This is a genomic window from Maricaulis maris (genome assembly GCF_003634045.1).
Classification (GTDB): domain Bacteria; phylum Pseudomonadota; class Alphaproteobacteria; order Caulobacterales; family Maricaulaceae; genus Maricaulis; species Maricaulis maris.
In genome coordinates, this window is the sequence record NZ_RBIM01000006.1 from 127,830 (window position 1) to 141,382 (window position 13,553).

A 13,553-nucleotide genomic window follows, 5' to 3' on the forward strand; every position below is an offset into this window, starting at 1 on the left:
CGCGTGGCCAGCTTCTGTATCCCAAGAGCATGACCACAGCCCTCCTGCCCTACGAAGCCGAATCCGACGTCGCCGAGCTGGACTCCGCCCCGCACAATCTCGACGCCGAACAAGCCTTTCTGGGCGCGCTCCTCTACGACAATGAAATGTTCCACCGCGTCGCCGACTGGTTGAAGGCGGAGCATTTCTACGACCCCGTGCATGGTCGCATCTTCGAGAGCGCCACCGATCTGATCGGTCGCGGCTCGCTGGCCGACGCGGTCGTGCTCAAGACCCATTTCGATCGCGATGACGGCCTCAAGGACATTGGCGGCACCACCTATCTCGCTGTACTCATGGAAGGCGCCGCGACCGGCAATGCGGCCCTCGAATACGCCCGCATCATCTACGAGCTGGCACTGCGCCGCGAACTGATCCGGATCGGCAATGACCTGGCCAATGCCGCCAGCGCCGATGTCGAGGTCCAGGCCCGCGAGCTGATCCAGGAGATCGAGCAGCAGCTTTACAATCTCGCCGAGGAAGGCTCGGCCTCGCGCGGCTTCGTCTCGTTCAAGCAGGCGCTGGCGGAATCGGTCGAGACAGCGGCCGCTGCCTATGAGCGCGATGGCGGCCTGTCGGGTATTTCATCGGGCCTGAAGTCGCTCGATGAGAAACTCGGCGGCATGCACCCGTCCGATCTCATCATCCTTGCCGGTCGTCCCTCGATGGGAAAGACCGCCCTGGCGACCAATATCGCCTTCGACGTGGCCCGGAACTACCAATTCGAGATCCAGCCCGACGGCAGCAAGAAGACCACCAATGGCGGCGTTGTCGGTTTCTATTCGCTGGAAATGTCGGCGGAACAGCTCGCGACGCGTCTGATCGCCGATTATACCGGCATCCCCGGCTACATGATCCGCCAGGGCACGATCGACGCCACCCAGTACGAAGAAATCCGCGACGCCTGCCTCGAGATCCAGGGCCTGCCGCTCTATATCGACGATACGGGTGGCCTGCCGATTTCCGCCCTCGCCGCCCGCGCCCGCCGCCTCAAGCGTACCCACGGGCTCGACCTGATCGTGGTCGACTATCTGCAGCTGGTGACCTCGTCGAAGAACCGGTCCGGCGGCAGCCGCGTGGAAGAAGTCTCCGAAGTCACCCAGAACCTCAAAGCCCTGGCCAAGGAATTGTCGGTCCCCGTGATCGCCCTGTCGCAGCTCTCGCGCCAGGTCGAAAACCGGGAAGACAAGAAACCGCAGCTCTCCGACCTTCGCGAATCCGGCTCGATCGAGCAGGATGCCGACGTGGTGCTCTTCGTGTATCGTGAGGCCTATTACAAGGAACGCGAGAAACCGCGAGAGGACACGCCGGAATATCTGGCATGGGAAGAGGAATTCCGCCGCATCGAAAAGCTCGCCGAAGTGATCATCGGCAAGCAGCGTCATGGTGCGATCGGGACGGCGAAAATGGCGTTCGACGGCGCTCGGACCAAGTTTACGGATCTGGAAACGCGCTTTGACGACACTTCGTCCTGACCTTGCCACGCCCGACGGGCTGGCCCGCCCGGCTCCGCGCCTGATCATCGACCTCGCCGCCATCCAAAGAAATTACGCCAAGCTGCAAGCGCTGGCCCCGACTGCCGAGGTCGGCGCCGTGGTCAAGGCCAATGCCTATGCCCTCGGCGCGACCGAGATCATACCGGCGCTGGCCGAGGTCGGCTGCCGCCAGTTTTATACAGCCCACACCGCTGAAGGCGTCGAAGCCCGCCAGGCGCTGGCAGGGCGCGCGGCAGCGATCTATGTGTTCAACGGATTCTGGCCGTCTGAACTGCCGACCTTGCGGGCGCATGGCCTGATCCCGGTGGTCAACACGCTCGACCAGCTCGCCAGCCTGCGCGCCACGGCGCCGGACCTGCCCTGCGCCCTGCATCTCGATACCGGCATGAACCGGCTCGGGCTTGGCCGGATGGAAACCGAACACCTGCTGACCCATCGCGACTTGCTGGACGGGCTCGATGTCCGTCAGATCATGAGCCATCTCGCCTGCGCCGATGCCCCTGCGCACCCGCTTAATGCCGCGCAACTGGAACGCTTCTCCACCATCCGGGCTGCCTTTCCCGACATTCCCGCCAGTCTTGCCAATTCCGCCGGCGCCCTTCTGGGCCAGGCCTGGCATTTCGACGTGCTTCGCCCCGGCCTGGCGCTTTATGGCGGTACGCCGGCACCCGGCCATCCCTCACCCTTTGAAGCCACCGTGCGCATCGACGCGCCGATCCTGCAGATCCGCGAGCTCGAAGCGGGAGATACGCTGGGCTATGGCGCGACCTGGACGGCGGAGCGGCCAATGCGGGTCGCCACCATCGCTGCCGGCTATGCCGACGGGCTGCTCTGGGCCAGCGCCAAGGGCGGCGCCGGACATGTCGGACCGGTGCGCACACCGATCCTGGGCCGCGTCTCGATGGACCTGATCGCGGTCGACCTCACTGATGTGAAAACACCGCTCGAACCGGGCATGCCGGTCAGCTTCCTCGGCGAGCATCTCGACGATATCGCCGAGGCGGCCGGCACAATCTCCTATGAATTCCTGGTCCGGCTCGGCATCCGCTTCGACCGGGTCTACCAAAGCTGAGATCGCGATGGCCTGCCCGCCCGGGCCAGGACTTGTTCTGTCACCCCGGCGGGTTTGAATACCTGCGAGCAAGGGAGCTGATTCGCCATGGCGCGCGCCGATACCACCTATGTCTGCCAGTCCTGCGGCGGTGTGCAGCCGAAATGGGCGGGTCGCTGCGATGCCTGCGGCGAATGGAACACGCTGATCGAGGAAACTCCGTCGGCACCGCTCGGAAGCCAGGCAACAAGCGCCAAGCGGCGCGGCCGGGCCGCCCGGCTCAACCTCGTCGATCTGGGGTCGGAAAGCCCGGAGCCGGCCCGCCTGCAATCAGGCATCAGCGAGCTTGACCGGGTTTGCGGTGGCGGCCTGGTGCCCGGCTCGGCCATCCTCGTCGGCGGTGACCCCGGCATCGGCAAATCGACTCTCCTCCTGCAGATGATGGCTCAGATCGCCCGCAGCGAGGCCCGCGCCATCTATGTCTCCGGCGAGGAAGCGATCGACCAGGTCCGCCGCCGTGCCCGCCGCCTCGGCCTGGCCGACGCGCCGGTCTCGCTGGCGTCTGAGACCGCGCTCAATGATATTCTCGACGGGCTGAAAGCGGAAAAGCCGGACATTGTCGTGATCGATTCGATCCAGACGGTCTGGTCTGACCAGCTGGCCGCAGCACCGGGCACGGTAGCCCAGGTTCGCGCCTGCGCCCAGGAACTCGTCCGCTTCGCCAAGAAGAGCAATTGCACCGTCATCTTGGTCGGCCATGTCACCAAGGACGGCCAGATCGCCGGCCCGCGCGTGGTCGAGCACATGGTCGATGCCGTGCTCTATTTCGAGGGCGAACGCTCGCATCAATTCCGCATCCTGCGCGCCGTGAAGAACCGCTTCGGTCCGACCGACGAGATCGGCGTCTTCGAAATGGGCGACAAGGGGCTGGCGGAAGTCGCCAATCCCTCCTCCCTGTTTCTTGACGGCCGCGGCGGTGACACGCCGGGCGCGGCCGTCTTTGCCGGCATGGAGGGAACGCGGCCCGTCCTGTCGGAAATCCAGGCCCTAGTCGCCCCGGCCGCCTTCGGCACCGCCCGCCGCGCCGTGGTCGGCTGGGACAGTGGTCGCCTGGCCATGGTGTTGGCGGTGCTGGAAGCGCGCTGCGGCGTTGATATTGCGGGACGGGACATATTTCTCAACGTCGCTGGTGGCCTGAAAATCACCGAACCGGCGGCCGATCTGGCCGTCGCGGCGGCGATTGTCTCCTCAGCATTGGACGTCGCCCTGCCGGCCGACGGCGTTGTTTACGGAGAAATCAGTCTTTCCGGCGATGTTCGCCCGGTCGGACGCAGTGATTCGCGCCTCAAGGAAGCCGCCAAGCTTGGCTTCACGCGGGCCATCGCCCCCCAGGCTGCGGCCGACGAGACCGCCCCGATCCGGGTCGATGGCGTGGCCACGGCGCTCGAATTGGTGCAGACTCTTCGGGCAATGGCGGGCGAATAGTTACGGAGTGTCGCGCCGATGGACTCTACACTGACGGCCTTTGACGGCATTGGCCTGACCATCCTGCTGGCCTCGGGTCTGCTGGCGCTGGTGCGCGGCTTCGTTCGCGAGGCCCTGTCGGTGACGGCTTTCGTGGCCGCATCGCTGGCGACCTTGTGGGCGCTGCCGGCCTTTATCGGTCCGGCACAGGACATGATTGATCCGGACTGGCTGGCGCCGCTGGCCGTCGGCGCGATCGTTTTCATCATCATCTATCTGGCGGTCACCTTCGTGACGAGTTCGCTGTCGCGCGGCCTGGCCAAGGGCGAGGATGTCAATGTGGTCGACCGGACGCTGGGCTTTGCCTTTGGCCTGGTGCGCGGCCTGGTTCTACTGGGGCTTGGTGTGATCTTTGTCGCCGCGACTTTCGGCGAGAACGGGCGTCCGCCGACCTCGGTCACACAGGCCCGGATCTATCCGCTGGTAAACGCGACGGCGCGGGCCCTGCAGACACTGGCGCCGGAAAGCTCGCGCATCGGCTCGACCGCCCCCCTGCCCGGTGGCCCCAACGACCCGATTGCAGAAACAATAAGAAATAATGACACGTCCTATGGCAGACGTGACCGAAACCGACTAGATGACCTCATCGGTTCGACCACGGATGACCAGGAAGACGATGGATGAGCGACCACAGCGCCATTCCCGCCACACTGACCTACGATCCGGAGAGTGATCGCCCCCAGGAAGAATGCGGTGTTTTCGCCGTATATGGCGCCGACGACGCCGCCATCCTGACCGCGCTCGGCCTCCACGCGCTTCAGCATCGGGGACAGGAAGCCTGCGGTATCGCGACCCATGACGGGTCACGTTTTCATATCGAGCGCTATCTTGGCCTCGTTGGCGAGAATTTCACCTCACCCGACCTGCCACAACGCCTGCCCGGCCGCGTCGCGATCGGCCATGCCCGTTATTCGACGCAAGGCGCATCGGTGCTGCGCAATGTCCAGCCCCTGTTTGCCGATGTGCGCGGCGGCGGTATTGCCCTCGCCCATAACGGCAATCTGACCAATGCCCGCGTCCTGCGCGAGGAATTGGTCAATCACGGCCAGATTTTCCAGTCGACCTCAGACAGTGAAGTCGTGCTCCACCTCGCGGCCCTGTCCAAGAAGAGCAAGCTGACCAATCGCGTCCTGTCGGCGCTGAAACAGGTCCAGGGCGCCTTTGCCTTCGTCGCCGTCGTCAATGACCGGTTGATCGTGGCGCGCGACCCCTATGGCATTCGTCCGCTGGTGATGGGTCGGCTCGGCGAGGCCTATATCTTCGCGTCCGAAACCTGTGCCCTCGACATGGTCGGCGCCACATTCGTGCGCGAGATCGAACCCGGCGAAGCGATTGTCGTGAACCAGGACGGGCTGCGCTCGGAACGGTTTGCGCCGGCCCGCCAAGCCCAGACCTGCGCCTTTGAGTACATTTATTTCGCCCGCCCCGACTCGGTGATCGGCGGCCGCAGCGTCTACGAAGCCCGCAAGGAAATGGGTCGTCAGCTGGCGCTGGAAACCCCGGCCGATGTCGATGTCATCATCCCTGTGCCCGACAGTGGCGTACCGGCCGCGATCGGCTTTTCAGAAGCCTCAGGCATTCCCTTCGAGCTGGGCATCATCCGTTCGCACTTCGTCGGCCGGACCTTCATCCAGCCGACCCAGGACCGGCGCGACCTGTCCGTTCGCCGCAAACACGCGGCCAACGCTGCCGTGGTGCGTGGCAAGCGTGTTTTGCTGATCGATGATTCCATTGTTCGCGGTACGACGTCGCTGAAAATCGTGCGCATGATGCGCGAGGCGGGCGCGTCGGAAGTGCATTTCCGTTCAGCCTGCCCGCCGATCAAGCATCCTGACTTCTACGGCATCGACATGGCCGGCCGGGCCGAGCTGATCGCGGCCAACATGTCGGTTGAGGAAATGGCGCAGAAGCTGGAGGCCGACAGCCTCGGCTTCCTGACCGTCAACGGCCTTTATCAAGCTGTTGTCGGTGCGCCGCGCAATGACAAGCAGCCGCAGCTCGCCGACCATTATTTCACGGGTGAATACCCGACCCATTTGGCCGACCATGATCGTGATCTCTCGGCCAAGGAATTCCAGCTCTCCTTCCTGGTGGACGCATGACCCAGATTGATCTTCAAGGCCGCCTCGCTCTGGTGAGCGGGGCGTCGCGCGGTATTGGCCGGGCCATGGCGCTCGAACTGGCCAAGGCTGGCGCCCACGTCATCGCGACGGCGCGCACCACGGGCGGGCTGGAAGAACTTGATGATGACATCACCAAGGCCGGCGGCAGCTGCACCCTGGTCCCGCTCGATCTGATGAGCCAGGACGGGATCGAAAAGCTTGGCGGCATCATCACCGAACGTTGGGAGAAGCTCGACATCCTGCTGGCCAATGCCGGCGCGCTGGGCGTGCTGACCCCGGCCTCGCAGGTCAAATCCAAGACCTGGCACGAAGTGATCGGCGTCAACCTGATGGCCCCGGCCCGCATGATCCGCGCCTTCGAGCCGCTTCTGCTGGCCTCTGACGCGGCCCGTGCCGTCTTCATCTCATCCGGCGCCGCCACCTCACGCCGCGCCTTCTGGGCGCCCTATGCGGCCTCCAAGGCCGGCCTCGACGCGCTGGTCGAGAGCTGGGCCAATGAGCATGTCAATAATCCGAAAATCCGGATCAATACGGTCTATCCGGGCGTTTTGCGTACGCAGATGCGGGCCAAGGCTTTCCCGGGCGAAGATCCGATGACCCTGCCGGAACCGGCCGCTCTGTGGCCGCTACTGGCCGAGCTGGTCAGCCCGGCCTGTACGCGGCACGGCGAAATCGTGAAATTTGAAGGCTAATTGTTCCGCGTCCGAACCGGACGTCAGGGCTTGCGCCCAGCGGCCTTGCCCTTGGCCTGTTGCTGCCCCTTGGGCGGTTTGACCGGCCGGTTGGGACGCGCCGGCTTGCCGGACTTGTCGGCCGCAACACTGCCGCCGCGATCACCGTCGACATAGGGGTTCTTGCCAGCCTTGACGATCAGGCGGATCGGCACGCCGGGCAATTCAAATGCATCGCGCAAACCGTTGACCAGATAGCGTTTATAGCTCTCCGGCAGGTCTGACGCGCGCGAACACATCATCACGAAAGTCGGCGGACGCCCCTTGGTCTGGGTGATATAGCGCGGCTTGATCCGGCGGCCATTGACGGCGGGCGGCGGATGCCGCTCGGTCATTTCATGCAGCCAATCATTGAGGTCACGCGTCTTGACCTTGGCGTCCCAATTCTCGTGCAGTTTGGCCAGGGTCGGCATGATCGCGTCGAGACCCTTTTTCTTCAGGGCCGAAATCGGCAACAGGGGCGCACCGGTCATCTGTGGCAGAAGGCGTTCAAACTCGAGCCGGATTTCCTTGAGATAGGCCTCGCGATTGGGCACGAGATCCATCTTGGATACACAGATCGCGACGGCCCGCCCCTCCTTGTAGGCCATGTCGGCCAGGTGCAGGTCCTGTTTCTCAAGCGGGTGGTCCGCATCCATCAGCAACAGCACAACTTCGGCGAACTTGACGGCGCGCAGCGTGTCGGCGGCGCTCATGCGTTCGAGCCGGTCGGCGACCTTGCCGCGCTTGCGCAGGCCGGCCGTGTCGTGCAGGCGCACGCGGCGCCCGTCCCAGACCCAGTCGACGGAAATGGCGTCGCGGGTGATGCCGGCCTCGGGGCCTGTGATCAGGCGCTCCTCGCCGATCAACGTATTGATCAGGGTCGACTTGCCGGCATTGGGACGACCGATGACGGCAATGCGCAGCGGCGGATCGCCCTCATCCTTGCTGCGGCGACGAGCCGCCTTGGCCATCGGACCAAGGGCTTCGAGCATCGCATCATAGAGATCGCCGATACCGGCGCCATGGGCAGCAGAGAAGGCAATCGGTTCGCCCATGCCCAGTTCGAAAGCGTCCATCAGGCCGTCTTCGCCCGCCTTGCCTTCACATTTATTGGCCAGCAGCAGGACCGGTTTTCCGGTGCGGCGGATGACATCGGCAAAGACGATATCGAGCGGTGTGACGCCGGCCCGGGCATCAATCAGCAGCAGGCAGAGATCGGCATCATGGATGGCCATTTCGGTCTGGGTGCGCATCTCTGCGTCCAGGCCTTCTTTCTCGGCATCATCATATCCGGCGGTGTCGATCAGCAGCAGCGGCAGATCGCCCAAACGCCCACGCGCCTCGCGCCGGTCCCGCGTGACACCGGGGCGGTCATCGACAATGGCCAAGGGTTTCCCGGCCAAGCGATTGAACAAGGTCGATTTTCCCACATTCGGCCGTCCAACGACGGCGATGCGGGGCAAGTGAGCAGTCATGCGTTTGCGCCTAGCGGAGCGCGATCATCCGCGCATCATCGGTGACGACATATACGGTTTCATTGGCAATGACAGGGGGGATGAACACATCGCCCCGCAATTCCTGCTCCGACAGGATGCTGCCGTTGAAGGCATCAAGCACCACCATGTCACCGCGGCTTGAGTTCACGACGAGACGTCCGCCGGCCATGACCGGGCCGGTCCAGGCGAGACGGTTCTTGCGCTCGCGCGCATTTTCAAACAGCGACAACTGGGTGATCCAGTAGACCTCGCCATCATGACGATTGATGCAGACGATCTCGGCCTCGCTGGTGGTCACGAAGAGGAAATCCCCGGCGACCCAAGGCGCATGCAGACCGCCGGCAGGCTGGCTCCACAGGCGCTCACCGGTACGCAGGGAGATCGCCGCGAGCAGGCCGGAATGGCTCATCGCATAGACGACGTTGTCGACCACGACCGGGCTGCCGGCAACGTCATTGATTTCCGACATTGCGGTCAGGCCGCCAGACCGCGTCAGGCTGTCCTGCCAGATCGGGTTGCCGTTCTGCACCCGCAGGGCAATCAGTTCGCCGGACGCAAACGGCGCCACAACGATATCGCCGAGCACGGCCGGGCTGGGTGCGGTGAGCAGACGCGCCGATTCCACAATGCCCTGATAGGTCCACAAGACTTGGCCGGTCGCCGTGTCCAGCGCCAGAAGCTCATTGTCGTCACTCGACACGAAGATACGGTCATCGGCGACAGTCGGCGCGCCGTGGAACGGAACAAGCGTCTCGGAACGCCAAATTTCATGACCGCTCTGGGCATCCAGCGCGACGAAGAAATTGAGACCGGAATGCACATAAATGCGGCCATCATCATAAGCCAGCCCGCCCCCGAACGACATGCTGTCATAACGGTGCGTGGCCTCGATCCGGTGACGCCAGACCACCGTGCCGGTATCGGCATTCATCGCCACGACTTCGCCACGGGCGTCAATCGCAAAGACATTGCCGTCGGCCACGACCGGACGGGCATTGAGGCGATGATCATTGTCCGAACCATTGCCGAAGCCCTGGCGCCAAGCGACGTTCAGCGGCCCGGAGGCCTGCGTGTGCTGGACCGAATTGGTCGGATATCCGCCCGGCTGAGGCCAAACCGTGTTGACATAAGCGGTCGGCAGATCGACGGCAGGGCGTTCGGCCTCACTGTCGAGACGCAGCCCCTGTTCGAAGTCGAGAATCGAGACGCGGCCATCACTTGGCGCGGTGCCGTTGAGGCGTTCATTCTCATTGTCATTGCCCCGCCCCGGGATCATGTCCAGCGGATTGGGAACCGACGAGCACGCCGCCAGCGGAGCGATAAGGGCCACACCGAGAAGGGTGCGGATACGCGTTACATCAATCATCGCCTGAATCCCCGGCGTCAGTGGTTTCTTCGGTCTCGGTCGCGGTTTCAGGCGCGATTGCGGGTGCTTCCTCCGCAGCGCTGGCGTCCACCGGCTCACCGGCCAGGGCGTTGCGTTGGGCAATCAGGGCGAGCGCTTCCTGGGCCCGGCGTTGAACGCCGCTCGGCGCGTCACTGGCAAACGACAGGAACTGGTATTGGGTGCGGGCGCGTTCGATCTCGTCGGCACGCAGGGCCGCGGCAGCGATGGTTTCGCGCGCCAGATGACGGAAGGGCGAATCCCCGCCGATCAGGACGCTGAGGCGCAGATCAATATCCGAGAAGGACAGGCTGTCCCAAGATGCCCAGACCGACCGGATTTCAGCCATGTCCCGCAGCAGTGGATCGCTTGCCTGCGCCGCTGCTTGGTCAAAGAACCTCGCCGCAGCGGCATTATCGCCCTGTTCGAGCGCCAGATTGCCGCGCTGCATCAGCGCCAGCGATACATATCCCGGCGTGCCTTCGGCAGCGACAGTCTCGAGACCGGCTGCCGCCAGGCCGAGCCGCCCGGCCTCAACATCATTCATCGCCGCGATGAACGCATCGGACGCGGTTTCTCGCTTGCTCGTCTGCCAGGCATCGAAGCCTTGCCAGGCGACCGTTCCCAGGATGATTGCCACAGCACCGCCGAGGACCCACGGCCCCCATTGACGCAACAAATCCTGATACTTGTCCCGGCGAAGTTCTTCGTCGACTTCTTCAAAAATATCGACCACGTCGAAGCGGCTCCGTAATTCCAATCAATGTGCGCCGGACCCTAGCGTCACTACCCCCCTGCGGCAACAGAGGTCAGCCGTCGGAACGCTTCATCGTGTAGACCTCACGCTCGGACGGAAAGCTGCGGTCGCGGACTTCACGGGCAAATTGCGCCACCGCCGCATCGGTGCGCTCGGCCATATTGTCATAGCGCTTGACGAATTTCGGGGTCCAATCGAACACGCCAAGCATGTCATGGGTGACCAGGATCTGCCCGTCACAGGCTGCCGACGCACCAATCCCGATGGTCGGCACGGCGACGGTTTCAGTGATTTCACGGGCCAGGTCTTCGGCGACGCCCTCGATCACGATCGCAAAGGCGCCGGCATCGGCCGTGGCGACCGCCTCGTCGATCACCCGTCGACGCTCGGCATCCGTGCGGCCCTTGGCCTTGAACCCGCCATCGGCGAGCGCCGCCTGCGGCCGCAATCCGACATGCCCGATGACCGGGATCGACCGCGCCGCCATGAAGCGGATCGTGTCGGCGGCATAGGTACCGCTTTCGATCTTGATCGCCTGGCAGCCGGTTTCAGCCATGATGCGAGCGGCATTGGCAAAGGCTTGTTCCGGCGATTGTTCATAGCTGCCGAACGGCATGTCGACGGCGACCAGGGCCCGTTTGGCGCCGCGCATGACGGCCTGACCGTGCAGGATCATCATGTCGAGCGTGACACCGACCGTCGAGTCCAAGCCGTGCACCACCATGCCGACACTGTCACCGACCAGAAGGAGGTCGCAATGCGGATCCAGGATGCGCGCCATCGGCGTGTCATAGGCGGTCAGGCTGACGATCGGCTCACCGCCCTTGCGGGCGCGGATATCCGGCGCGGTGACCCGCCGGACCTGGGTTTGGGCAGACATGGGAGTGGCCTTTTCAAATCGGAAGGCCGGACCCTAGCGCAGCATGCTGCGCTGCAAAAGCCTCAGGCGAGACGGCGTGGCAGAACGGCGGCCACCATGGCCACGGCCACGGCCATCGCGCCCGCCGCCATGACCTCCGGGCTCATCAGGAAACCGACATTGGCCATCAGCCCGTCGGTCGGCACATTGATCTGGCCGAGGATTGACTCGAGCTGTGTGCCGGCGATCGCCGAACCGGTCGACCCAGCCCCGCCGATCAGCAGGATGCGCTTGCGATCCGGGTTGGACAATTGCTTGATCACACGGTGGGAAAAAGCCTCGGCCTCGCGCTCGGTTTCCAGCGGCTCGGCGGCCTGTGCGAAGGCGGCCTTGAGCCGGGCATCGAATGCATCATCCATCGTCATGACACCATCTCCTCCGCGTCCGCAAAAAACGCCTGCAACTTGGCCCGGCCGCGATTGACGTGCGACTTGACCGTCCCGAGCGGCATGCCGGTCGCCTCAGCGGCTTCCGAATGCGACATACCGCAAGAATAACATAGCACAACCGCGATCCGTTCTTCTTCTTTCAACGTGGCCAGTCCGCGGTCAAGATCAACCACACTGCCCATGTCCCGCGGCGCCTCGCTGTCGTCCATACCGGTCTGGTACTTCTCCAGCACCCGCTCGGTCGCCTTGCGCTTGCGCGCCGACATCAGGAATTGGGTGTAGGCGATCGAGCACAGCCAGGACTTGAACGAACCCGTACCCTTGAAGCTGCCGATCTTCTCATAGGCGCGGATAAAGGCGTCCTGGGCGAGATCATCTGCCAGGGCGTGATTGCGACACATGCGGTGCAGCATGCCGCGAACCAGACCCTGATGGCGCCGGACCAGCTCCCCGAAGGCCGCCGGGTTCTTCGTGGCGACCACCAGGGCTGTGAGTTCTTCGTCCGACGCCTTCATCAGCCCGCTCCGATTACTCGGAGCCGTCTTTTTTGCTGCCCAACAGGCCGAAACCGATCAGGACCAAGCCGATAAAGCCCGGGAAGCTGGCGACGGCCGGCATGATGTATCTGGCTTCCTCATCGCCTTCGACGGCGCCGATAGTCCAACCGAGAACCACAAAGGCCGCAGCCACCGCAACCAGGATCAGACCGGCTTTGAGGTCGCCATTGCGATCCTTGCGCGGCATGCCCAGCGCGCGGATTGTTTCCGGATCGAGCGCCTGACCAGCCTGTATGGCCGTCTCAATCGTGCTCAGGGTGGATTTGCGTTTCTGGGTTCCGGCATTCACCGCGACCCAGACAATTCCCAGCACCATGATGAACGGTGCCAGTGAAACCAGCATGACCGGAAATTCCATTTTAAGTCTCCTGCTTATGGCCTCGGCGCATTGGGCGCCTGCTTTGACCATGAGATGCGGCGGGATTTCAATTCGGATGCAAATTTTATCCGATAACGGCGACGCCAAACAGATACATGTGTAAATTCAATATGATGAGCGCTGCAATAAGCCCCAGCACGATCGCTGTCAAATCGCCACCCCAGCCCTTCACGACTGGCGGCGGTGTTTCGCGGAAGCAGGCAGCGATGAAGGTAATCAGAGACCAGACAAAGAAACTGCCGAACAACAGGACGGCCGAGGCCTCGCTGTTGGCCAGCAGGTGCGCGCCCGACCAGACGATCACACCGGCCAGCATCGGATGGCGCACCCAGCGGCGGATATGGCCGGGCGCATAGGCCGAGGTGATCAGGATGATCCCCAGCGGCACCGCAATCAGGGCGAGATCGCGGCCCCAGTCCGGTGCCTGCCACACAGACGGTGTCGGATGCGCGATGATCTTGCCATAGATGATCAGCGCGAAACCGGCCAGCGAGATCACCGTATAGGTCAGCTTGTAGGGGGTCGCGCCGAGGCGGGTCTGCAAACCGTCGCGCAGCCCCGGCACGATACGAAGGCAATGCACACCCAGAAACAAAACCAGTCCCACAGACAAAAGCAGCATCAACGCCTCCCCGAGCTCGGCTTGGACTATAGGCGATTCATCGGCGTGTCGTGGATGAAAACCGGATGCGGTATCCTGTGATGCCGATTTGACCGGTCGCGTCG

The 13,553-nt window shown here is 63.7% G+C and carries 14 protein-coding genes; 6 read left to right on the plus strand and 8 right to left on the minus strand.

Features of this window, described 5'->3' with window-relative positions; genetic code table 11:
- Positions 1–29 precede the first annotated feature (29 nt).
- From C7435_RS13180 to C7435_RS13205, 6 genes are all read left to right on the plus strand, one after another.
- Positions 30–1,514 (plus strand): replicative DNA helicase, encoded by a 1,485-nt coding sequence (locus C7435_RS13180; protein ID WP_075189644.1) that lies wholly within the window; start codon positions 30–32, stop codon positions 1,512–1,514.
- Positions 1,495–2,607, plus strand: coding sequence for an alanine racemase (gene alr, locus C7435_RS13185; RefSeq protein ID WP_158025579.1), 1,113 nt, complete (start codon positions 1,495–1,497; stop codon positions 2,605–2,607). Before C7435_RS13180 ends, alr begins: the two co-directional genes overlap by 20 nt.
- A gap of 87 nt (positions 2,608–2,694) precedes the next feature.
- Complete coding sequence (gene radA, locus C7435_RS13190) at positions 2,695–4,071, plus strand: DNA repair protein RadA (protein ID WP_121212055.1); 1,377 nt, start codon at positions 2,695–2,697, stop codon at positions 4,069–4,071.
- A gap of 18 nt (positions 4,072–4,089) precedes the next feature.
- Complete coding sequence (locus C7435_RS13195; RefSeq protein WP_075189642.1) at positions 4,090–4,734, plus strand: CvpA family protein; 645 nt, start codon at positions 4,090–4,092, stop codon at positions 4,732–4,734.
- Positions 4,731–6,212: an amidophosphoribosyltransferase gene (gene purF, locus C7435_RS13200; RefSeq protein ID WP_075189641.1), complete on the plus strand. Its 1,482-nt coding sequence runs from the start codon at positions 4,731–4,733 to the stop codon at positions 6,210–6,212. Before C7435_RS13195 ends, purF begins: the two co-directional genes overlap by 4 nt.
- The gene (locus C7435_RS13205) at positions 6,209–6,925 is read left to right on the plus strand and encodes an SDR family NAD(P)-dependent oxidoreductase (protein ID WP_075189640.1); all 717 of its coding nucleotides are present in this window, start codon (positions 6,209–6,211) and stop codon (positions 6,923–6,925) included. Before purF ends, C7435_RS13205 begins: the two co-directional genes overlap by 4 nt.
- Positions 6,926–6,948: 23 nt before the next feature.
- Here the strand turns inward: C7435_RS13205 and der are convergent, their stop codons facing one another.
- From der to C7435_RS13245, 8 genes are all read right to left on the minus strand, one after another.
- Complete coding sequence (gene der, locus C7435_RS13210; RefSeq protein WP_075189639.1) at positions 6,949–8,421, minus strand: ribosome biogenesis GTPase Der; 1,473 nt, start codon at positions 8,419–8,421, stop codon at positions 6,949–6,951.
- Between the two features lie 10 nt (positions 8,422–8,431).
- Positions 8,432–9,808: a BamB-related PQQ repeat family beta-propellar protein gene (locus C7435_RS13215; RefSeq protein ID WP_075189638.1), complete on the minus strand. Its 1,377-nt coding sequence runs from the start codon at positions 9,806–9,808 to the stop codon at positions 8,432–8,434.
- Entirely contained in the window at positions 9,801–10,562 is a 762-nt protein-coding gene (locus tag C7435_RS13220; protein ID WP_075189637.1) for a tetratricopeptide repeat protein, read from the minus strand. Before C7435_RS13220 ends, C7435_RS13215 begins: the two co-directional genes overlap by 8 nt.
- A gap of 73 nt (positions 10,563–10,635) precedes the next feature.
- Positions 10,636–11,463, minus strand: coding sequence for a 3-methyl-2-oxobutanoate hydroxymethyltransferase (gene panB, locus C7435_RS13225; RefSeq protein WP_121212056.1), 828 nt, complete (start codon positions 11,461–11,463; stop codon positions 10,636–10,638).
- A gap of 62 nt (positions 11,464–11,525) precedes the next feature.
- Entirely contained in the window at positions 11,526–11,867 is a 342-nt protein-coding gene (locus tag C7435_RS13230) for a hypothetical protein (RefSeq protein ID WP_143742961.1), read from the minus strand.
- Entirely contained in the window at positions 11,864–12,406 is a 543-nt protein-coding gene (locus C7435_RS13235; RefSeq protein WP_075189634.1) for an RNA polymerase sigma factor, read from the minus strand. Before C7435_RS13235 ends, C7435_RS13230 begins: the two co-directional genes overlap by 4 nt.
- A gap of 13 nt (positions 12,407–12,419) precedes the next feature.
- Complete coding sequence (locus C7435_RS13240) at positions 12,420–12,806, minus strand: DUF6249 domain-containing protein (RefSeq protein WP_233350776.1); 387 nt, start codon at positions 12,804–12,806, stop codon at positions 12,420–12,422.
- An 85-nt stretch (positions 12,807–12,891) separates the two neighbouring features.
- Positions 12,892–13,449: an NnrU family protein gene (locus tag C7435_RS13245; RefSeq protein ID WP_075189633.1), complete on the minus strand. Its 558-nt coding sequence runs from the start codon at positions 13,447–13,449 to the stop codon at positions 12,892–12,894.
- Between the last annotated feature and the right edge of the window lie 104 nt (positions 13,450–13,553).

Excerpts from the sequence above, each read along its gene's own strand:
- C7435_RS13180 (WP_075189644.1), top strand. The coding sequence starts at position 30 with ATGACCACAGCCCTCCTGCCCTACGAAGCCGAATCCGACGTCGCCGAG.
- radA (WP_121212055.1), top strand. The coding sequence starts at position 2,695 with ATGGCGCGCGCCGATACCACCTATGTCTGCCAGTCCTGCGGCGGTGTG.
- C7435_RS13195 (WP_075189642.1), top strand. The coding sequence starts at position 4,090 with ATGGACTCTACACTGACGGCCTTTGACGGCATTGGCCTGACCATCCTG.
- purF (WP_075189641.1), top strand. The coding sequence starts at position 4,731 with ATGAGCGACCACAGCGCCATTCCCGCCACACTGACCTACGATCCGGAG.
- C7435_RS13205 (WP_075189640.1), top strand. The coding sequence starts at position 6,209 with ATGACCCAGATTGATCTTCAAGGCCGCCTCGCTCTGGTGAGCGGGGCG.
- der (WP_075189639.1), bottom strand. The coding sequence starts at position 8,421 with ATGACTGCTCACTTGCCCCGCATCGCCGTCGTTGGACGGCCGAATGTG.
- C7435_RS13215 (WP_075189638.1), bottom strand. The coding sequence starts at position 9,808 with ATGATTGATGTAACGCGTATCCGCACCCTTCTCGGTGTGGCCCTTATC.
- panB (WP_121212056.1), bottom strand. The coding sequence starts at position 11,463 with ATGTCTGCCCAAACCCAGGTCCGGCGGGTCACCGCGCCGGATATCCGC.
- C7435_RS13230 (WP_143742961.1), bottom strand. The coding sequence starts at position 11,867 with ATGACGATGGATGATGCATTCGATGCCCGGCTCAAGGCCGCCTTCGCA.
- C7435_RS13235 (WP_075189634.1), bottom strand. The coding sequence starts at position 12,406 with ATGAAGGCGTCGGACGAAGAACTCACAGCCCTGGTGGTCGCCACGAAG.
- C7435_RS13240 (WP_233350776.1), bottom strand. The coding sequence starts at position 12,806 with ATGGAATTTCCGGTCATGCTGGTTTCACTGGCACCGTTCATCATGGTG.
- C7435_RS13245 (WP_075189633.1), bottom strand. The coding sequence starts at position 13,449 with ATGCTGCTTTTGTCTGTGGGACTGGTTTTGTTTCTGGGTGTGCATTGC.